The sequence below is a fragment of the Pseudomonas sp. S34 genome (assembly GCF_009866745.1).
Taxonomy (GTDB): Bacteria; Pseudomonadota; Gammaproteobacteria; order Pseudomonadales; family Pseudomonadaceae; genus Aquipseudomonas; species Aquipseudomonas jessenii.
The window spans coordinates 782,248-803,316 of sequence record NZ_CP019398.1 but is presented as its reverse complement, the minus strand read 5'-3'; the positions used below and the strand labels follow the sequence as shown (position 1 = coordinate 803,316).

The 21,069-nt window shown below is 57.9% G+C and carries 14 protein-coding genes; 4 read left to right on the top strand and 10 right to left on the bottom strand.

Going from position 1 to position 21,069, the window contains the following annotated elements:
- The first annotated feature begins 298 nt into the window (after nt 1–298).
- Together istA and istB are read left to right on the top strand one after the other, a co-directional pair.
- A complete protein-coding gene (gene istA / locus PspS34_RS03420) occupies nt 299–1,798 on the top strand; it encodes an IS21 family transposase (RefSeq protein ID WP_159390378.1) in 1,500 nt (499 codons plus the stop codon).
- Complete coding sequence (istB, locus tag PspS34_RS03415) at nt 1,791–2,594, top strand: IS21-like element helper ATPase IstB (RefSeq protein WP_159389514.1); 804 nt, start codon at nt 1,791–1,793, stop codon at nt 2,592–2,594. The genes istA and istB overlap by 8 nt, the downstream gene beginning before the upstream one ends.
- A gap of 988 nt (nt 2,595–3,582) precedes the next feature.
- Here the strand turns inward: istB and PspS34_RS03410 are convergent.
- Both PspS34_RS03410 and PspS34_RS03405 read right to left on the bottom strand, forming a co-directional pair.
- Nucleotides 3,583–5,040, bottom strand: coding sequence for a hypothetical protein (locus tag PspS34_RS03410; RefSeq protein ID WP_159389513.1), 1,458 nt, complete (start codon nt 5,038–5,040; stop codon nt 3,583–3,585).
- A 453-nt stretch (nt 5,041–5,493) separates the two neighbouring features.
- A complete protein-coding gene (locus tag PspS34_RS03405; RefSeq protein ID WP_159389512.1) occupies nt 5,494–5,988 on the bottom strand; it encodes a DUF1543 domain-containing protein in 495 nt (164 codons plus the stop codon).
- A 496-nt stretch (nt 5,989–6,484) separates the two neighbouring features.
- Here PspS34_RS03405 and PspS34_RS03400 point away from each other — a divergent pair, with 496 nt between their 5' ends.
- On the top strand, nt 6,485–7,615 hold the full coding sequence (locus PspS34_RS03400; protein WP_159389511.1) for a hypothetical protein: 1,131 nt from the start codon (nt 6,485–6,487) through the stop codon (nt 7,613–7,615).
- Nucleotides 7,616–8,182: 567 nt separating this feature from the next.
- Here PspS34_RS03400 and PspS34_RS03395 read toward each other — a convergent pair.
- The 3 genes from PspS34_RS03395 to PspS34_RS03385 form a co-directional block, all read right to left on the bottom strand.
- Nucleotides 8,183–8,446, bottom strand: coding sequence for a hypothetical protein (locus PspS34_RS03395; protein WP_008047515.1), 264 nt, complete (start codon nt 8,444–8,446; stop codon nt 8,183–8,185).
- Nucleotides 8,447–8,958: 512 nt separating this feature from the next.
- Nucleotides 8,959–9,786 carry a phosphatase PAP2 family protein gene (locus PspS34_RS03390; RefSeq protein WP_154861548.1) on the bottom strand — a complete coding sequence of 276 codons (828 nt, stop codon included), beginning with the start codon at nt 9,784–9,786 and terminating at the stop codon, nt 8,959–8,961.
- Nucleotides 9,787–9,817: 31 nt separating this feature from the next.
- Nucleotides 9,818–10,489: a phosphoglycerate kinase gene (locus tag PspS34_RS03385; RefSeq protein ID WP_057716498.1), complete on the bottom strand. Its 672-nt coding sequence runs from the start codon at nt 10,487–10,489 to the stop codon at nt 9,818–9,820.
- A 259-nt stretch (nt 10,490–10,748) separates the two neighbouring features.
- Between PspS34_RS03385 and PspS34_RS03380 the strand changes: the two genes are divergently transcribed.
- A complete protein-coding gene (locus PspS34_RS03380) occupies nt 10,749–12,668 on the top strand; it encodes a methyl-accepting chemotaxis protein (protein ID WP_154861547.1) in 1,920 nt (639 codons plus the stop codon).
- 161 nt (nt 12,669–12,829) lie between these two features.
- Here the strand turns inward: PspS34_RS03380 and PspS34_RS03375 are convergent, their stop codons facing one another.
- The 5 genes from PspS34_RS03375 to PspS34_RS03355 form a co-directional block, all read right to left on the bottom strand.
- Nucleotides 12,830–14,203: a DUF1329 domain-containing protein gene (locus PspS34_RS03375; RefSeq protein WP_102669015.1), complete on the bottom strand. Its 1,374-nt coding sequence runs from the start codon at nt 14,201–14,203 to the stop codon at nt 12,830–12,832.
- 134 nt (nt 14,204–14,337) lie between these two features.
- Complete coding sequence (locus PspS34_RS03370) at nt 14,338–16,293, bottom strand: DUF1302 domain-containing protein (protein ID WP_174245501.1); 1,956 nt, start codon at nt 16,291–16,293, stop codon at nt 14,338–14,340.
- A 60-nt stretch (nt 16,294–16,353) separates the two neighbouring features.
- A complete protein-coding gene (locus PspS34_RS03365; RefSeq protein ID WP_154861545.1) occupies nt 16,354–17,643 on the bottom strand; it encodes a phospholipase in 1,290 nt (429 codons plus the stop codon).
- Nucleotides 17,644–17,884: 241 nt separating this feature from the next.
- Nucleotides 17,885–19,453, bottom strand: coding sequence for an FGGY-family carbohydrate kinase (locus PspS34_RS03360; RefSeq protein WP_154861544.1), 1,569 nt, complete (start codon nt 19,451–19,453; stop codon nt 17,885–17,887).
- A gap of 20 nt (nt 19,454–19,473) precedes the next feature.
- Nucleotides 19,474–21,069: a glycerol-3-phosphate dehydrogenase/oxidase gene (locus tag PspS34_RS03355; RefSeq protein WP_154861543.1), complete on the bottom strand. Its 1,596-nt coding sequence runs from the start codon at nt 21,067–21,069 to the stop codon at nt 19,474–19,476.

Genomic DNA, 21,069 nt, shown 5'->3' with positions numbered 1-21,069 from the left:
CTACCCTTGGCGACACAATACGGCAAAATCTTATAGTTTCGCCTTTTCATACAGCATGAGTTTCCCCGGGTTTCCTAGGCAAACCTGACGGCCAACCATGCGAAAGGAGATCTCCGTCAACGTCCGCTCCTGGCCGTTTTCTGCCTGTGGTTAAGGGCGAAAATCGACCAGTAAACCGCCCGTTGTTGCCGCTGACCGAAAACTGACCCAGTAAAGGCTGTTCTGCCGACTGAAAACTGACCCAGGTGTTCAACTGCTTCTGCTCACTTTTCGAGCAGGAGAACACAGGGTGATCAGCATGGAAATGTTGGGAAAAATCCGGCGGATGTACTTCCGCGACAAGCTCTCGCTGCATCAGATAGCCAAGCGTACCGGACTGTCGAGAAACACCATTCGAAAATGGGTCAGAGCACCCGAAGCCACCCAGCCGGCGTACCAACGGTGCGCAACCTTCAACAAACTCAGTCCATTTCACGAGACGCTGGAGCAGGCGCTCAAGGCCGATTCGTTTCGGGCAAAGCACAACCGCAGGAGTGCCAAAGCACTCTTCGAACAGATCAAGGCCGTGGGCTACGACGGCGGCTACAGCCAGCTCACCGCCTTCATACGCGCGTGGCGCGGCGAGCAAGGCAAGTCTTTACGGGCCTTTGTGCCGCTGACCTTTGCACTCGGGGAGGCCTTTCAATTCGACTGGAGCGAAGAAGGTCTGCTGATCGGCGGCCTGTTCCGACGCATCCAGGTCTCCCATATGAAGCTGTGCGCCAGTCGCGCATTTTGGTTGGTTGCGTATCCCAGCCAAGGCCACGAGATGTTGTTCGATGCCCATACCCGCTCGTTTGGCGCGTTAGGTGGGGTGCCGCGTCGCGGCATCTACGACAATATGAAAACGGCTGTCGACAAGGTCAACAAAGGTAAAGGCCGCACAGTCAATGCCCGGTTTGCCGTCATGTGTGCCCACTACCTATTCGATCCGGACTTCTGCAACGTGGCCTCCGGCTGGGAAAAAGGCATCGTTGAAAAGAACGTTCAAGACAGCCGACGGCGCATCTGGCTCGATGCTCAAAACTGCATGTTCCATACCTTCGAGGAATTGAATGCCTGGCTCGGCCAACGCTGCCGTGCGCTTTGGGACGGACTGGTGCACCCGCAGTACAACGGGCTGTCAGTGGCGGACGTCCTGGAGCTGGAACGCGCCGAATTGATGCCGATGCCGACTGCCTTTGATGGCTACGTCGAGCGCACCGTACGGGTCTCCAGCACCTGCCTGATCAGCGTGGCGCGAAATCGCTACTCGGTGCCGTGTGAGCGGGTCGGTCAGTGGGTCAGCAGCCGTTTGTATCCCACACGGGTGGTGGTCATCGCCGATGAAACGATGATTGCCAGTCACGAGCGCCTGTTTGATCGAGATCAGGTCAGTTTTGACTGGCAGCATTACATCCCGCTCATCGAACGCAAGCCCGGTGCGCTGCGTAATGGCGCTCCGTTTGCCGATCTGCCGAAGCCGTTGCAACTGCTAAAACGCGGTCTGAGGCGGCACACCAATGGTGATCGAGTCATGACTCAAGTACTGGCGGCTGTTCCCATCGCCGGGCTCGACGCCGTATTGGTGGCTGTGGAGTTGGTACTTGAATCCGGCAGCTTGAGTGCTGAGCACATCCTGAATGTCCTGGCTCGACTGACATCGACAGCAGCCCCTCCGTCCGCCGAAACCAGCCTTCAACTCAAGATAGCGCCTGTCGCCAATACGGCACGCTACGACCGGCTCCGTACCACCGATGAGGAGACTCGCAATGCGTGATCTTATGGCGGAACTCAAAGAACTGCGTCTGCATGGCATGGCCAGCGCCTGGGAAGAACTAGCCTCGCAAGGAGAAGCTTCGACGGCATCCTCGAAATGGCTACTTGAGCATCTTCTCCAACAAGAACATGCGGATCGAGCGGTGCGCTCAGTGAACCACCAGATGAACATGGCCAAACTCCCCATGCATCGTGATTTGGCCGGCTTCGACTTCAGCGCTTCCAGCGCAGATGCCCGCCTGATCAGGGATCTGTCCAACCTGGAGTTCACCGATACCGCGCAGAATGTCGTGTTCATCGGCGGGCCTGGAACAGGCAAAACACACCTCGCCACCGCCTTGGCTGTGTCCGGGATCACGATGCATCACAAACGCGTGCGCTTCTACTCCACGGTGGATCTGGTCAATCTGCTGGAACGCGAAAAGTACGACGGCAAGACGGGCCGCATCGCTCAAGGGCTGCTACGAACAGACCTGGTGATACTCGATGAACTGGGGTATTTGCCCTTCAGCCAGAGCGGTGGTGCCCTGTTATTTCATTTGCTGTCCAAGCTGTACGAGCACACCAGCGTGGTGATCACCACCAACCTCAGCTTCTCGGAATGGTCGAGCGTGTTTGGTGACGCCAAGATGACAACGGCGTTGCTGGATCGGCTGACACACCACTGCCACATCGTCGAAACGGGCAACGAGTCCTACCGCCTGCAACACAGCAGCTTGGTCGCCCAGACCAAGATCAAATCACGTGAACGAAAGCGCAAAGACAATGATGGTGCCGAGGACGATGAGCTGTTTTGATCCGCACCGAAAATACCCTGCCGCATGCCCAAATGCGGTGGGGCTTTAATGCCTCTTCCACCGGGACACGACTGCTAAGCTTATCCACAATTGCTGATGCCAAAATCAGCAATCCGCCCTGGGTCAATTTTCAATCGGCAGGGTGGGTCAGTTTTCAATCAGCGCCGACAGAGCATCTCCTCACTTGCATCTGCCTCTGTCCAAGTACAACGAAGCTGGGCACGCGGTCCAACCAAGGGGAAATAATTCCGCTTTGATCGGTTGCATTGAGTGCACGAAAGGAACAAATTTTCCCATTCGTAGGCGAACCAACTGTAGTGGTCGTTGCTTTTTGCGTCGAACTTTCGGCTATGAAGTCCCATTGCACTGCCGATCGGTCGAAAATGCAAAACATCGGCTTCTCGATGCAAGTTCACCTGCGTCTCACAAAACGCACACTTTGAAATAAAGAGGTCGGACAAACTTTCTCGGACAGATTCCGAATTCCAGATTTTTTGATTCAGTGGCGGACGTATGCGAGATCGCTCGGCAGGGGGGAGTCGATAGTGCATCGATACTTCCTCCATCGCCGCTCGCGCTTCATCGTCGCGCAGAACTCTTGGAACCGACATCCGCCCTCTAACCACTTTTCTCACGACGCTCATCCTTCTTCGTAGTTTTGAGCAGTATGCCTGCGTGCTTTGGAGTACCAACCAAAACATTTACTGCTCACACTGAGCAGAACTCTTAAAGGCAGGCAGTATCCTTCTTCGGTCGTAGCGAAGCGATAACATGTACGCACCCTGCCGCTAAAAAACTGGCAGTTTGAAGAAAACCCCATGCTAGAAAGTCACTGTGCAAGTTTGTGGCAGAGGCAGGTTATGGCCGATAGTTGTCTGTCGCGACGGGCTGCAATCGACCCAAACCTGCCGGTGGCGATAGGCAGTAATCGGCCAGAACCGTCTATCCATCAGTAGCCGCTGTGGCCGCTAAAGTTTGAGGCCTCCGCTCATGCGAAATGGCCTCTCGACATCAAGGATGCACCTCCGTCTGTGAGCGGCTGCGAAACGAATCGTTCGCTGATCCCAATCCTGGCGCAGTTGTACTCGACGACCAGGCACCGGCGTTGGTCATCACTAAGCCAAAGCCGGTCTCCTATCGCGTGAGTCAGACCGGGACCTCCTTCCATGATGCGGTCCACTGCCTCCCGAAACGTAGCGGCATCAATGCGTAGATCGAGCAGGTTGCCGATGTAAACCTCAACGTCCCACTTGTCTGCTAGCTCGTAGGCGAGTCGTACCTTCCTGCATGCTCTCTGCACTTCCTGCAGCCGATCTTGGCCGTGCACCAGGCTGATCCCGAAGACTCCTGGGTGGAGATTATCCTTGATGCGCTCCTCAGTACTACGTAGACCTATCCGCCCAACGATGTCCCATCCCGCCGCAATTCTGTCGATGAGAGTCGCGTAGCTCTCGAATGCTTCGCGCTCACGGAACAGAGTGGGCGGTTGCCGGGTGCTCTCCGGCCAGTAGTAGGTACCAAGCTTCATTTCGCTGGCGATGGTGAAAGCGTCAGGTCGGCCGCTGATCTCCATCAACCACTTTACGCCCCCTACCGTGCTCGCCCGGAGGAAGACATCGCCCTGAGATGATGTCGGGTTGTACTTGCACATGATCGTCGCCTTAAGATCAACAGCCTCCAACGCTAGCTCCCCCGTCTCAGGAACGCGTGCCGATATGCTGACCTGGCCGTAATCGATCAGCCTGACGTCGTAGGTGCCGGCCTCATACAGTCTCTGGTTGAACTGCGTGGCAATCTCGGTGGCCCATCGGTATTCGCTGGCAATCGCCGTGGTGATAATGGCAGTCTGATCAGAACGCCCAACTTGCTGAATCACGATTGGAAGGGGCTTTCGGGAGAATGAGGACGGGGGCTTCGCGATCGGATGAGCGTCCAAACAGAGGTCGCCGATAAAGCGTTTTCCGACCTCACGGATCTTCTCGATAATCGAGGCTACCACCAAATCAGGAAGATGGTCCCGAACGATCTGATCAAACCGCTGAACGCCCATCCATCGAACCAGATAGGCGGCATCAAACTGGGTAACGGTGAGATGCTGGGCAAACTCCCTTACACGCTTCATCTCATGAATACGCGGGGCAGGGTATTCCCAGCGGAACTTGTCGATCAAGTCGCTGCAGTAAATACACATCCAGGTGCCGTTGGATTGGTCTTTGATCTCCTCCTCAGTCATGCCAACTGGAGGTCTAGGACCATTCTCAGAAGCGGCATAAATGTGAGCGGCCACACCTGTGCCGATGAGGCCATCCTTCCTTTTCTTGCTCTGCCCTGGGGCCTTGGTATTCCGCAGGCAGTCATAGTGCGAGCAGATGTACCCCGCTCTGCCGGCCAGCACTTTTTTTGTGGGCATGCTGAACTCGACCCGGTCGTCCTTCGCCTCACTCATCTACCAGTTCCTTTAACCACGATGGATCGAGGATGGCAATGACGTGCGGGTTCTTCAAGCGAATTAGGGGGCGGCGACGCTTCCGATAGGGCCTTTAGGCTCATCTGGTTAGCCCGAGCTAGTCTGGCCGAGCCGACTGCCGCCGGACGTGAAGGACCGCTACCGGCCGATTCTGTTGAAAAAGTCGGTCTTCCCAAATTGTCTGATCATTGACCGGTGAAAACGCCTTTTTTGCACGCTGCTACGTGAAATCCGAGTCCGGAAGCCTCTACCAAAAGTAAAGATTTCAATCTCGGACGAGTATTTTTCTGCTGCGCAAACCATGGCCGACTTTTTCAACAGAATCGGTCGATTTCTGCCTCTCGCAACGGACAGAAATCGGCCAAAAGCGGTCGCTCATTAAGTAGGAAATCCGGGGCGATTCAGCATATGACGTGTTGAGCTAACCAAGCGTTACGACAAGACGATGTAGTCATTGCGCTGAATGATGCCATCGTGTGGCCCCTCGACCAAATGAACGTATCGTCCTTCTATCGCATCAATCGGCAAACAGTCGTCCACATCCAGCACGCCATCAGTATGGGCCTGGGCCCAGTGCTTTAAAATCTCGCGTTTACCGAGGCTCATCGCCTCCCGCTTATCTTTCGCAACTATCAGAGAATAGTGATGCGCTTCGCCAAAGGATCTAACTTCATATCCACCCAAATTGATGAAGTACAAGCGCATGGATCCAGGGTGGGGAGCTAATGCGCTTAGTTCTAATTTCCAGCCTTCAATTCCATCAATTGCCATCCATGCATCAATATGAAGGCCTACAGGAGATCCAAACCAACTCTGTCTAAGCTGAGGATACGCATCCTCTAAGCTATCAGCTACTACGAAGGCTATATCATGGACTTCAATTTTCGCCTTAGGATGTTTTCCGCCTAACATTACAACAAAAAGCATTATCCACCCTACTATAACCAATAAGCTGAAACGGCACAAATCATAACGGACTATATTATCATATTTTTAAAGCCATTAACATCAGATCTGCATTTACACCCAAGTCAATAAAATTAAACCGATAATTTAATAAAACTTTATATAAGCCCCTCCCTATAAACCCATACGTAAATGGTGATGAAGAAGCAAAGGATGAAATTCTACAGGTGTCAGTCAGACCTCTATAGGAATCAGGTGGGAGTTCGGGGTAACATTTGTTGGGGGGCTTCACAGCATCCCGATCAGTCATAATCAGTAGACGAGTGCGCCTTGAACTCTGACAGTCAAACTGCTTCAATGACGTCGGGTACCCTTTAACCCCCTCCCCCCCGAAGGCGTGCGCAAAGACCGGTGGTCGACTCAGAAAGTAGTAAAGCCCGGAGACGAGGACTCACAGAACTAGCACTCCAACCCACTCCCCTAATAAATATTCACACCCTAACTAAAGGATTACTTAATGTTTTATTCACGAAAACTAAATTCAGAGACAGGGCAAGTTGAGGTATGGGAGTGTGAATGGTCTGATCCGGGAACGGGGATGGCTAAAAAAAATTTTACTAGAAAATACTGTAATGAGGGTGAGCAGGAGGATAATCCTGAACAATACTCTACTGCATCAGCTATTTGTTGGGCACCGGGAAGAACAATCGGGAATATCGCTGTAAACTCGGAGGGAGTGTTCGGTAGCTTCACCGCAAAAACCGGCGACAACGCAGTGTTACCTTGCAATATCGTTCCATGTGGGAAATTCAGAAACGGTGCGGATAGATGGTACTGCAAAACTCACCAAATCCACTGGGGTGTAAAAGCGGATATCGCTGCTGTCCCACCTACCGGTGAGGTAACCTGCAGTAATCACCTTATGGGAATGAGCTATGTAGTTGATCCTTTAGTTGTGGATTTCAACGACTTTGAAGAAATTGGGGTTTGGTGCTCCTTACCACCAGCACTCTCAAGTGAAGAGATAGTCCCAAGACCTCCAAAAATACACGTGCACAAGCGTTTCTCTGGTGACAATAAAAAGCAGCTAGATCGGGATTTTGACGCTATCGTTTGCTCATACAATCAAAATTTAGGGTTATTTTCCAGTGGCGAAATTACCCAAATTCAGATAACGCCGCCAGCTGCATTCGAGTTCGTAAAGTCACTGGAAAATGGCCGAGAAATGTCATGCGTGACGTGCAAAAAATGCGGATATCCTCACCTAGATTTGGGTAGCTTCGCTAACACGCCACACGCGAAACATTTCTGTGGGAACTGTGGTAATGACAGCGTATGGAGTGATGGAAAAATAGTATCAACACCACTGAAGCCCTTACACGATCAATTTAACAACAGCAATCAGTATATAGTCCCCGATCGCACGCTAAATATGGACGAGTATCCTGGCTTGAAATTCGAGGTATGGTCTTCCACTCCAGCCGTCTTATGGACAGCGGACAGGCCTCAGGAACTGGGAATCCACGTGCATATATATGAGAAAGGGCGTCGTGTAGTGGATGATACTTTTGGAAAGGTCATATACCAAGGCCAAGAGCTAGACAGGAAACTCCTGTGGCAAGAGATGGCAAAAAACACTATATATTGAATAACCGTTTACCCGCTAATTATAGAGATGCAATCGCTTGCTATAGGCCATTTTCTCTGGATAAAGATACCATTCGATGCCGCGCACTCCCGCTGTACCGTTAAGGTCATATAGCAGGCCCGCATAAGTGAATTGCACCAATAATGCGTTGAACAAATACCGTGCTGATCTGCCCCTGACTTGTTAGACGCCTCCAATTGGCAGTTTTTGGCGGAGATCTGCAGGTCGCTAACGGCGGATCTTGGCGCTAGGGCAACGACCGCTTTTGGCCGATTTCTACCTGTCGCAACCGGCAGTTATGGGTAGTTCACTGCCAATCATGGTTACGAAACGTGCTGGTCAGATCGAATGCAAACGGGTGGTCAACTGGAGTGCAGTATTCCAATTGGTATTCCAACTAAAAATCAAATTAGATATTAATGTTATAAATCAACAATTTACTAAACGGGTTCAAATTACCCCGGCCCACCAATTGAGACACCAACGAAGCCCGCCCCGTGCGGGCTTTCTTGTTTCTGGCTGTATCGCTAGCCCTGCAACCGTCTGAAACAGGACCCACGCCAACGATCAGTACTTGATATCCCGGGCTGTGCGACGGGTATCCTGCTTGGTGCTGCGCTTGTCCTGGCGACATTCCACGTTGCTCTTGTCATTGCCCTTTCTGCATTCATCCTTGGTTTGCCGGGCAGTGGATCGCCCTTCCTGCCTGGTATCGCGAGCTTCACGCCGCTGTTCACCCTGCTCGGTCGCGTAGACGGGTAGCGTCACCCACTGCACGCCAGCGGCGATGAGCAGCGTCGCCAGGGCTTTCAAGTAGTGCTTGCGAATCATGACTTTTCTCCAATTCAACATCGCTCGGTCGCTTCGTTCGCTCCCCCAGGATTTCAGCGAAAACGTGAGTTACATCGTACGCCCACAACTCACAAAAGCACTTTGTGGCAGGTAAAATCTGACGATAGGGTCACATGGACAGTCGCGCAATGCCGCTATGTGCATGGTTGCAATATGGGCACCGACCCGAACCTCCTTGTTTCCAGGTAGTGGCGTCGAGTCGATGCCTGACAGACAAACCGGTCGGAAGCAGACTTTGCCGCGGATCATTTGCCGTAGCTATGCCACAAGCTCTGGTACAAGGCTTTGATCCAGATGAATTTTTCTTCACCCCACGGTTGCGTTACTGCCTGTACATTGCACTCGCTCATTCAAGAAACTACGGTTTGCCCGCCCTCCCGCGGGCTTTTTTTTGTCTGCGAATTCGCAATTCGAGACTCACTGAAGGTTTCCTCGAGCAACATAAAAACCGCCCCCCTTTCGAGATGCGGGTTTTGCGGTTCAACACCAATTCAATTCGCAGCCTGGATCTGAGTCGCCGCCACCGGTTGTTGCGCTTTGGAGTGCACGGGCTGTTCCAGCCTCGCTCGCCCGTAGAACGCCAGCGCCGTCAGTAAACACGCCAGCCATACGAAGATCCCGGCCCAGAAGGTGTGGGACATGTAGTGCCACCCTTGCAATACCCGTGTGGTGCCATAGATGAAACCGAGGGTCAGCGAGCCGTACATGATCGCTTTCGAATAGCGCCAGCGATAACGGCGAGCCACGAAGTACAACGCCAGCATGGTGAAACCGCCCGATGCATGTCCGCCCGGCCAGCAGCGCCCCTCACCGGCGACTTTCAACAGGTCGAAATTTTCATACCACTCAACGTGCTCCATTTTGCCGCCGTACAGGGTCGTCTCGATCGGGCAATACACGCTGGTGTGGCCCTTGAGGTAGTGAATCACCCCGGTGCTGATGGAGAACGCGAACACCACGTAGAGAAGGTCGCGTCGATGGCGATTGGCAAAGCGCAGCACCGGTGCGACTTTGATTTTTTCCAGGAAGGCGATGATTTTCGGGTGCTTTTCAGCCTTTAGACGCGGCCAGAGAAACGACAGCAAGGCACCGATAATCGCTATTTCTCCGGTCCAGTTCGGAATGATCCGCGCCCATTTGTGGGTGATTTTTTCGAACAGATGGACCTGGTCCAACGGGTACGTCTGCGTCACCGGATCAAAAAAGTAATTGTTGAAAGCGATGTCGATGCCGGTCATGTCGAACATCAGGAACACCGCGACCGCGCAGGCCAGCGGGATACCAAAATTCACCCAGTAAAAGCGGGAAGCGGTCAGCATGCTCAGTCCTGATTCGAAGGGATGGTGAAATTCAACGGGTCGTCACCGTCGGCCAATCCGATGCTTCGATAAAGCCAAGCATGCGCGGAGTCTGCGGCGTTTCGGCGGAGATAAACAAAGAAGCCCCGTAACCCAGGGTCGACGTCGGCAAATGGAGGTCTTTTTCCATTTGGTCCATGCATTCGCTGTGGGTCACCAGAATCAGGTTACGTCCGGCTACCTTGTGCGCCAATGCGTCGCGCAGCATGGTGCCCCTGCAACCGATCAGCCAGTCTTCGCCCGTGCCGACCTTGTTGAACATGAAACCGGCGGTCTGCGCCGTACGCAGGATCGGGCTGTTGTAGATATCGGCCTTGTCCAGGCCCAGGTTCTGGAAATGCGCGCCGACACCCATGGCGACACTGCGCGAGCGCTCGGTAATGCCATCGTTGCCAACCAGGCAAGGCGCCGAGGAGTGATCGCAGCGCTCGACGTGGCGCACCAGAACGATCAGGTCGCCCTTGGCCCACCCGGTCATCAACGCCTGTGCACCGGTCACATTGCCGTGAGCCAGGTCCGCAACGGCGGCAGGTCGCAGCAAGAACAGCACCAACGGGATAACCAGCAGCGCCGAGACCAACACCACCGCAGCGTTGCGATAACGGGCGAAGCGGTTCAGATCGATCGAGCGTTTTACCCCAAAAAGACTCAGTCTTAATTCCACATCAAGCCGCCTCGCCGGCACGCACTACCTCATCAGATACGGGCAGGTTAAGGAAACGCGCGTCGGTGGCTGGTGAAACCCATGTGAAAAAAAGCTTAAAGGCGCTGTAAAAGTCTTGTTACAGAACCGTGCGGAAAAAACCTTTCAGCTCCCGGGATTGCTGCCGATACATCCTGCTTACACCGCTTGGCGGCTTCCAAAAAAAACAATCTTCCAGCCAACCGACGATAAAGAAGTACCAAGTTCCTGGAGGAATGAGATGAATAGCTGGTTCGGCAACATCAGCGTGAACCTGAAACTGGGCCTGGGGTTTGGCCTGGTCCTGGCACTGACCTGCGTCCTGGCCCTGACCGGCTGGACCAGCCTGGGCGGGTTGATCGACCGCAGCAACTGGATGAGCGACATCACCCAGCTCAACGCCGGCCTGACCAAGCTGCGCGTGGTTCGCCTGCAATACATGCTGACCAACGGCGACGAAACCGCCGCGCAGAACGTGCAGACCACCCTCGACGCCTTCTCGACCCAGCAGCAAGCCCTGCTGGCGAAGTTCAAGAGCCCGGAAAACCTCAAGCTGCTGCGAGAGCAAGGCGCCGTCATCGACGCCTACAGAACGTCCCTGGGCAAGATGCGCAGCGCCTATCGCGCCGGCAACAGCGCCCGCGATGCCATGAGCGCCAGCGCCGAAACCGCCAACACGCTGATCAATGACATCAATACCCGCGTGCAGCAAATGCCGTTGAGCGACCAGCGATTCGAACAGTTCCAGGCCATCACCGCGGCCAAGGAATCGTTCCTGCTGGCCCGCTACGAAGTGCGCGGCTACACCGCCAGTACCAATGCCGAGACCGAGCAAAAAGCCGTCGGTCAACTGGACGCCGCCATCGCCAGCCTGAAACCGCTGAACGTGCATTTCGCCGATTCCCAACAAGACGCCTTGCGTCAGCTGGAAACCGCGCTGGGCAACTACCGCAGCGCCTTGCAGACCTACAAGGCCGCCAGCAATGACGCGGTGCAGGCGCGCAAGGAAATGACCGAACAGGGCGCCGCCATCGTGTCCCAGAGCGATCAGCTGTACCAGATCCAGCTCGACCGCCGTGATGTCGAAAGTGCCCAGGCCCGTACCCTGCAACTGGTCAGCACGTTGCTGGCACTGCTGGTGGGCGTCATTGCCGCCATGGTCATCACTCGCCAGATCACTCGCCCATTGCGCGAAACCCTGGCGGTGGTCGATCGCATCGCCAGCGGTGACCTGTCCCACAATGTGCTGGTCACCCGTCGCGATGAACTCGGCGTGTTGCAGCAAGGCATCGCGCGCATGGGCGTGACCCTGCGCGACTTGATCAGCGGCATCCGCGACGGCGTGACCCAGATCGCCAGCGCCGCCGAAGAGCTGTCGGCCGTGACCGAGCAGACCAGTGCCGGGGTCAACAGCCAGAAAGTCGAGACCGATCAGGTCGCTACCGCCATGCACGAGATGACCGCCACCGTGCAGGAAGTCGCGCGCAACGCCGAAGAAGCCTCGCAAGCCGCTGCGGCGGCGGACGGCGAAGCCCGTGAAGGCGACAAAGTGGTCAACGAAGCCATCGCCCAGATCGAGCGCCTGGCCAGCGAAGTGGTGCGTTCCACCGAAGCCATGAGCGTGCTGCAACAGGAAAGCGACAAGATTGGCAGCGTCATGGACGTGATCAAGGCCGTCGCCGAACAGACCAACCTGCTGGCACTCAATGCCGCCATCGAAGCGGCCCGTGCCGGTGAAGCCGGTCGTGGTTTTGCGGTGGTGGCCGACGAGGTCCGCGGCCTGGCCCAGCGCACGCAGAAATCCACCGAGGAAATCGAAGGCTTGGTGGCCGGCCTGCAGAACGGCACGCAACAAGTGTCCGCAGTGATGAACAACAGCCGTGTCCTCACCGACAGCAGCGTGGCCCTGACCCGCAAGGCCGGCGAGTCACTGGAGAACATCACTCGCACGGTGTCCAACATCCAGTCGATGAACCAGCAGATCGCCGCCGCTGCCGAACAGCAAAGTGCAGTGGCCGAAGAGATCAGCCGCAGCATCATCAACGTGCGCGATGTGTCTGAACAGACCGCCACCGCCAGCGATGAGACCGCCAAGTCCAGCGTTGAGCTGGCGCGGCTGGGTGGTCAATTGCAGCAGATGGTGAGCCACTTCCGCGTCTGACCGTACACCGTCGGTGATTGAAAGGCCCATTCGCGGGCAAGCCCGCTCCCACAGGTAGAGAGTCGAACACAGACTCTGTGAACGACCCAACACCCTGTGGGAGCGAGCTTGCTCGCGATTGCGTTCTCACAGACCGCATCTGAAAGGGTGTGCTGCGCGGCTTACCGCGTACCGCGCTGGCGCAATGCCGACGGCATGAAGTACGCGTCTTCGGGTACCGGCTGGGCAAAGTCCACTGTGCCCGGCTCTTCGTTATCCAGGTTCTGCACGTAGTAACGACGCGCCTGCAAGTCATGGAATACGTCCAGCGCACTCCAGGTGGTGGGCAGGTCGTAGAAGTTTTTCAGGTAGGCCATCGACACCCGCCACAACTCCCCACGCCCGTCATATTGATCCACCAATGCGGCGCCCCAACTGTCCTCGTCCAGAAACAGCACGCGTTTGGAATAGATATGCCGCGCGCCCGGCTTGAGCGTACCTTCGACCACCCAGACCCGATGCAGCTCATAACGGGTGAATTGCGGGTTGAGGTGGCCCGGTGTGAGCAACTGCTCGTACTTCACCTCAGGGCTGCCGACTTTGTAATTGTTATAGGGGATGTAGACCTCTTGCTTGCCCTTGAGCTTCCAGTCGTAGCGGTCTGGCGAGCCGTTGAACAGGTCCGTATCGTCCGCTGTGCGCAGGCCGTCGGATGAGGCGATCGGGGTGTCATACGCGAGGTTCGGCGCCCGGCGCACACGGCGCTGGCCCGCGTCGTAGACCCAGGCCTGGCGCGGGTCCTTGAGCTGGTCCAGGGTCTCGTGAACCAATGCCGCACCGCCCGCCAGACGGGCCGGGCTCTTCACGAACGCCAGGTAGTAAAACAGCATGTTTTTCAGGTCGGCAAACTGCCCGCCCGAGCGGTAATAGTTGAAGAGCCCCTCCTGCTGCGAGGTCACAAGCGCGAAGCTGCCGTTGCGTTGTACCGGCGCTTCGGAGGCACGACGGACCACATAGATACCGCGATAACGGGTGATGTGGTTCCACAGCACCTCGATGCCATCCTTGGGCACCGGAAACGGCACACCGCCATAGGCATCGGCAAAACCGGTGCCGCCATCGAGCAGCTTGGCCGAGGTCGCGTTTTTCAAGGTGTTGTCATACAGCCACTGCGGTGCCGCGCCCGAGCGGCGAGAGGGATAGACCGGCATCTGGAAGGTGTCGGGGTAGCTGTTGAACAGTGCGATCTGACCCGGGCTGAGGTGGGCCTTGTACTGTTCAAGGTTGGCCTTGGTGATGGTGAACAGGGGCTTGTCCGCCGCATACGGGTCCAGGTGATGCTGGCCCGGCTTGTAGCCCGCCGGTGCCTGGGTGATGCCGCCGTTCCAGGCCGGAATGGTCCCGGCCGCATTGCCGGCACGCTCGGCCCCCAGCGGTGTCAGCGTGGTCTTCAATTGCTCGGCCTGCTGGGGCGAGATCGCGGCCAGCGCGCTGCCGGCGGCCAGGCTCAGGAGCAGCGCCAGCGTGGTCTTGGTCAGTCGTGAAGTGTGAAACATGATCGTTCTCCGAAGTACAAAAACCTGTGGGAGCGGGCTTGCTCGCGAAGAGGGCGGCACATCCAGCACAGATGTCGCCTGATTCACCGCTTTCGCGAGCAAGCCCGCTCCCACAATGGGTCTGCGTGTAGCAATCAAAGGAAGTACTTGAGGTTGAAGCCGACGTTGTCGCGGTCACGCAGGCCGTTGTCCTGCCCACCGCCGTAGAACTCGGTGTATTGCAACTCGGCCTCCAGCTTGTTCTGGTAGTTGGCCTTGATCCCCAGGGTGTAGGCCTTGCGGCCCTCGATGATGTTGCCCGCCTGGTAACTGTTGCCCTTGAAGTCATCCTTGTAGACGACATAAGGCGAGACGTTGACCCCGGCATACACGTCGTTCCAGGTGCCGTTGAGCATCGCGGTGTAGCTGTAGGAGTTGCGGTTGACCTGATCGCTGCGTTCGCCGCCGGACACATAGGAAAAGTTACCGGTGCCAGCGTAGTAACGGGTACTGCCGTCATACGCGGTGTATTGCAGGCTGCTGCCGCGCAGGTGCTCGGACGCCAGCTCGAACACGCCGAACATCGAGTCGAATGACAGGCTCGGGCCAAAGTTGTAGATGGTGCCCACGGATGTGTTGAACGCTTCCACCCGCTCGGCGTTATTGATCTGGCTGTCGAGCGTGACCTGCTGCCCGCCGATGTTGATGGTCTGGCCGCCTGCCGCTGCGGCGGCGCCGTTGGCCAGGTCGCCGATCAGGTCGTTGGTGGCGGCGACCCCGATGGGCAGGTTCGGCCGATAGGCCACTTCACCGAAAACCGACGCCTGGCCCAGGGTGGTGTTGAAACTGAAGCCATACATGCGGATGTCTTCAGCGTAGCGCCGATGCGCCTGAATATTGCCCAGCACATCCATAGTCGCCAGGCCGTTGGCCAGTTGCCCCGCCTGGCTGCCGGCAACACCGGCCAACAGGTTGGTCAGGGCGTTCATGTCGATGCCCTTGTACCCACCCAGATCGGCGGAAATCGTCGGTTCCTTGGCGTGGTAGTTGACCATGTACAACCCGAACTCGGTGCTGTTGAGCTCTTCTACGATGTAGCGAAAAGCGAAACCGAACTGGCCGTCGTTGCGCGCGTTGTAATCCTTGCCGACCGAGGCCACTTTGACGGTGTTGCCAAAGGCCGGGGTGACCCCGTTGGCGTACAGGCCGGTGGTGCTCAGGGCCTGGCTGAACAGCGGGTTGTTGCCCAGCGCGCTGTACAGATCGATCACGTTGCCGAAGCCAGGTACCGGGGTGTCCAGGGCAGTACCGGTAAAGTTGTTGTAGGCGGTGTTGCCGCCGTCGGCGAACAGGTCCGTCTGCGAGTAGAACGTGCCGACCGGGTCGATGCGGGTTTCCTTCCAGTTCGTCTGGTAAAAGCTTTCCATGGTCAGGCTGTCGGTCAGGCCGATGTTGAAGCTCAGCGCTTCCACCGGCACCAGCACTTCCTTGACTTCAGCCCCGGGCAAACGGTATTTGGCCGCGTCCACCGGGTTGGTGGTGTTGACCCCGCCACGGTAGAAAATCCCCTCACCCCAGTTGAACACCTGGCGCCCGACACGGGCCGTGACTGGCATCTGCGCAACGTCCCAGTTGCCATAGAGGTAGGCATCGAGCATCTCCACCCGGCTGCCGGCGATATCGCGGGTCTGGTCAGTAAAGTGGTCGTCCTGCGGGAAACTCTGACTGGGTTGCGACGGGTTGTTGTTACGGTAGTAATCGTTGCGCTTGTCCATCAATTGGGTGTCATAGAACGCGGTGCCGCGCACGAACATCCCGTAGTTCTGATAGTTGGCCTCGAGCTCCGAGGTGATCTTGTACACCTCGGAAACCAGCCCGGTGTCGAAGTTGCGATTGCCGTCGTTGGTGTTGACGTCGTCGTTGTTTTTGTCCCGCCCCTGGACCCGCCACAAGCGGCCATAGGACAAGGTACTGTCGAATGAACCGGTGATCTGGTTGTCCAGCACGCTGAACTCCTTGGCCTGCACGCCGTCGACCGCGCACAGTTGCAGCAGCCCTGCCAGGCCCACGCCGGGAAGCGCCGCGCCAGACAGGCGAAATCGAGTGCTCATGATCCGTTCCTCTTTCCCTGGTTTTATTGTTTTTGTGTTCTGAAAATGTGGCTGCGATGGCTATGGCGCCAATCCCGCACGGGCGTAAATCCGGCTGTGGGCGCCGAAATGCCCCAGCAGTTTGAACAGCTGCCGGTTGAGTGCCGGATGGTCGAAGTCTTCGCGCTGCAGCTGATTACCGCTGCTGAAATCGCTGGTGATCGGTGCCGTGTCCAACCACTGGCCGATGGCTTCATCAAACGCCGCGGATTCGTCGACGGACTCGGCACTCACCACTTCACGCAGGTAGTCCACCGAGTACGGCGGATAACGGCCGTCCTGTGCAGAGTCGGTATAAGCGTCGAGCATCGGGTGTGCATGGCCGGCGCGCAGCAGGCGACGAAGCCAGGTCGACTGATACTTCTCCACTTCCATGTGTCGGGTGGCGACCCGTTCGATGGCGGCATGTTTGTCCGCATCGAAGCCGGCCAGAGCCTTGCCTTCCAGCACCAGCAGGCTCGCCAGTTCGACACCGGGCAACGGCTTGGCGTGATAAGGCTGGGTCAGGTCCTGAACGTGGTGCAGGCCCCAACCGAGAAATCGATAGCCCCAATAAGGATGGCCAGTGGCAAACGCCAGTCGCGCCAAGCCCATGTACTGGTAGGCGCGCCAGTCCGGCCAACTGCGCTGAAGAAACCCGGCAGCGGCGTACACCACCGGGCTTTCATGGAAGAAGCCCATATGGAACGGCGCTTGGGAGCTGTACTGAAACCGGGCGTCGCCGAAAGGCTGCGGGCCGAAGCCGTACAACGCGCCGACTTCGCCGGGGTTGTCACTGAACAGGTTGATGTCGTGGCCGTAATCCGGCTCATCGGCAGCGCTGGCCAACACGGCCAGGGGCGCGACTTGTTCGTGGTCAGCGACAACCATGAAGCGCTGGCGATTCCACGGTGAAAGCGTCTGTTGCACCATGACTTGTTCGGCCTTGAGGTGTTCACGCTCGGGCAGATCCTTGCCCGGCATCGGCTGGATGACCATCGCCAGATGAATCCCGGGGTTGATGCGCAGTGCGCTGAGGAAGTCGTGGCGCAGATTGTCCCCAGGCACGACTGGCAATTGCAGGTTGTCGGGGCGCGGCGGGTATTGGGCGAAGTGCTCGCGGGCGAAGCGCTCCTGCTCATCGAGCAGCGCACTCACGGCCTGGTATTGCTGCGAAAGAAACTGTTCCAGCGGCTCGACTTCGACCTGTGGCGCATCACGCAAGGCCGGCAAATCCTGCAACGCCAGGTAGCTGCCCACCGTATGGTTCGACCAGCCCCAGGCTGTGGGGGCCGTTGCACAAAGCAGCAACAGGAGGAATGTCAGCTTCATTGCTTGGTTCTTATTGGATGTGCTGTGGGGGTTGAGCCTAACAACCGACCCTGCCCCTGACACTGTCCAATCTCACCAGAAAAGGTCTCCGATAGCGCCACATGCAAGGTAGAAGAAACACCACAGTTCATTGTGGGAGCGGGCTTGCTCGCGAAGGCGGAGTGTCAGTCGCCATTGATGTCACAGACACATCGCCTTCGCGAGCAAGCCCGCTCCCACAGGGGGGATCTACGGTGTTCTTTCAGGCCGGGTAACCGGTAATTTTGCGGATGCTCTGGTACAGCGGCTTGAGCTGTCGATACATGCGCAGGTAAACCTCTTTGTACAGTCGCTCATAAATCTGCTGCGCTTCGGGTTGCGGCATGAATACCGCACCGACCCGGGTCATGGCGGCCATCGCCGTGGGGAAATCCGCGTGCAGCCCCAGCCCCACCGCGCAGCAAATGGCCGCGCCCAGGCCGGACGCTTCGTAGACATGCGGACGCTCGGCCGGCAGGCCGAAAATGTTCGCCGTGAGTTGCATCGCGGCATCACTCTGGGAGCCACCACCGGCGACGCGCAAGCGTGTGATGGAGACCCTCGAACGCTTCTCGATTTTCTCCATGCCCTGACGCAAGGCATACGCCAGACCTTCGAGGATCGCCCGATAAATGTGCGCGCGGGTATGCACGTCGCCGAAGCCGATCATCGCGCCCTTGGCTTCGACACCCGGCTCGCGGATACCGGGCGACCAGTAGGGTTGCAGCATCAACCCCATGGAGCCCGGCGGCACGGCGTCGACCAGCGCATCGAAGAGTTGCTCGGGCTCCACCCCCTGAGCTTTGGCCTGCTGCATTTCCCGCAGACCGAACTCGTTCTTGAACCAGCTGACCATCCAGTAGCCGCGATAAATCATCACCTCGCAGTTGTATTGATCCGGTACCGCAGACGGGTAAGGCGGAATCAACGGAACGATTTCCAGGTAGCGCGACCGGGTGCTGGTGATCGTCGCCGTGGTGCCGTAGGAAAGGCACACGGTGCCTGGGTCGACGACGCCGGAACCCACGACTTCGCAGGCCTTGTCGGCACCTGCGGCGATCAGCGGCAGCCCCTCGGGAATGCCGGTGTGACGGCTGGCCTCGGCGCTGATGTAGCCGAGGGTTTCACCGGGCTTTAGCAGGCTCGGCAGTTGTTCGGGACGCACCGCCAGCGCCTGCCATTTCCAGTCGGCGGGGGCGGCCCAGCGCAAGCGCTTGAAGTCGAACGGCAGGTAACCGACGCAACAGCCCACCGAATCGACAAAGCGCCCACACAGGCGATGGGTGAGAAACCCCGAGAGCAGCAAAAACTTGTCGGTCGCCGCCCAGACCTCAGGCTGATTGCGGGCGATCCAGTTCGCCTCGGCCTGGGCGCGAAAGTAGTCCACTGTGGCTTGCGCGCCGACCAGTTTGAACAGCCAGCCCCACGGTCCCTTGATGCCACCCTTGACTTCGGCCTGGCGTTGATCGAGCCACAGGATCGCCGGGCGCAGCGCCTTGCCCTGAGCATCGACGTTGATCACCGTGCCGCGCTGGGTGGTCAGGGATACACCGGCGATCTGTGAGCGATCGATGCCGGTTTGCTGCCACAACTGCTGGCAGGCCTCACCCAGTTTTGCCCAGTAATACTCCGGGTCCTGTTCGGCCCAGCCGGGTTGAGTCGAATAATAGGCCTGCAACTCGACCTTGCCTTTGCCCAGCAGATTGCCCTGCAGGTCGAAGAGCAGCGCGCGCACGCTCTGGGTGCCATTGTCGATGGCCAACAGGTAACGCTTGTTCGGGTGGTTATCCATGGAGCTCTCTTCAATGGGCATCAATGCGCGGCATCCGGCAAACCATGATGGCGTTGCCACAACGCCCGATAACGCTGTAATTCCTGCTGCCAATGCTCATCGTCCCAACCCAGTCGCGGTTGGCAGAGTTGGCCAATGGCAGCGAAATAATCCTCGCCACCGCGCGGCAGCAACAGGCCCAGGCGGGTTCGGCGCAGCAGCAGGTCATCCAGGTGCAGGACCATTTCCCCATCGCAGGCAACGGCCAGCTCCGCCCACAAGGTGTCAGTGCCGCCGACGGTGTCATGGCCGAGTTCCGCGATCAGTTGCGCCAGCCTCGGCAGGTCACGGCCATGCCGCCCGGCCAGGCGCCGCCACCGGTTGGCGCTGAGCCCCGGTATCGCCAGCGGCGGCACGGCGGCGAACACTGGCGCGGCGTCATCAACGAACGGACGATCGAGCATGGTTGCACAGGCCTTGAGCACTTCAATCGCCTGCGGGCGAAAGGTGGTCAGCTTGCCGCCGGCCAGGGTCACGCAACCAGGCTCCTGCCACAGCACATGCTCACGGGTTTCATTCGACGGCTTGTCTTGATGCTCCCCCGCCGCACTGCCCACCACCGGGCGCACGCCCGACCAGGTCGACAGCACATCGGCGGCGACCACCTCGGCCTGGGGGAACTGTTGGCTGCAGGCCGCCAGCAGATAGTCGAGCTCATCAAAGCTGATGCTCGCGCTCTGGTCCAGATCGCCGTGATGATCGAGGTCCGTGGTACCGACCACCGTGGCACCCTCCCAAGGGAAAACGAACACCGGTCGACGGTCGTGCTCGTGCAGAAAGGTGAAGGCTTGCGCCACGGGCAGGCGCCAGCCCGGCAACAGCAAATGACTGCCACGCAACGGCCGCAACTGGCGAGGGGCATCGGGCAGGCGCAAGCGCTCGGCCCACGCGCCGGTGGCCACGGCCAGCACACCACAACGCAATGTCAGTAACCCGCCCCCTTCGCAGTCTTCGACCTGAACCCCGCAAACGCGCCCCTCTTCACGCAACAATTGCTGCACGCGCACGCCGTTGAGCACCACGGCGCCGTCGGCCCGGGCCTCGCCCAATACGCGCATCACCAGACGGGCATCATCGGTCAGCGCATCGACAAAACAGGTGCCGCCCAGCAGGTCATCTTCCTTCACCCCGGGCGCCAGATAACGCAGTTGTTGCGCGTCATGGAAGTGATGGCTGCGCCGCCCGGCCAATGCGTCATAGATGGACAGCAAACCACCCAGCACCCGCGGTCCGGGAAAACCGCCACGGTAATGCGGCATCATGAAACTCATCGGCTCCACCAGCCCCGGCGCCTCGTCGAGCAGGCGCTGGCGTTCGCGGACTGAGTCGCGGGTCAGGCGCCACTGGCCCTTGGCGATGTAGCGCAAGCCGCCATGGACCATTTTCGAGGAACGGCTGGAGGTGCCCCAGGCGAAATCGCGCTGCTCCAACAGCAGGCAACGCCACCCTCGGCGCGCGGCTTCGCGCAGGATACCGGCGCCGCTGATGCCGCCACCGATGACGATCAGGTCCCAGGTTTCATCCGCCAGCGTCGGCAGCACTCGCTGTCGCCACGCCGCGTTCCAGTCCAGGCTCAT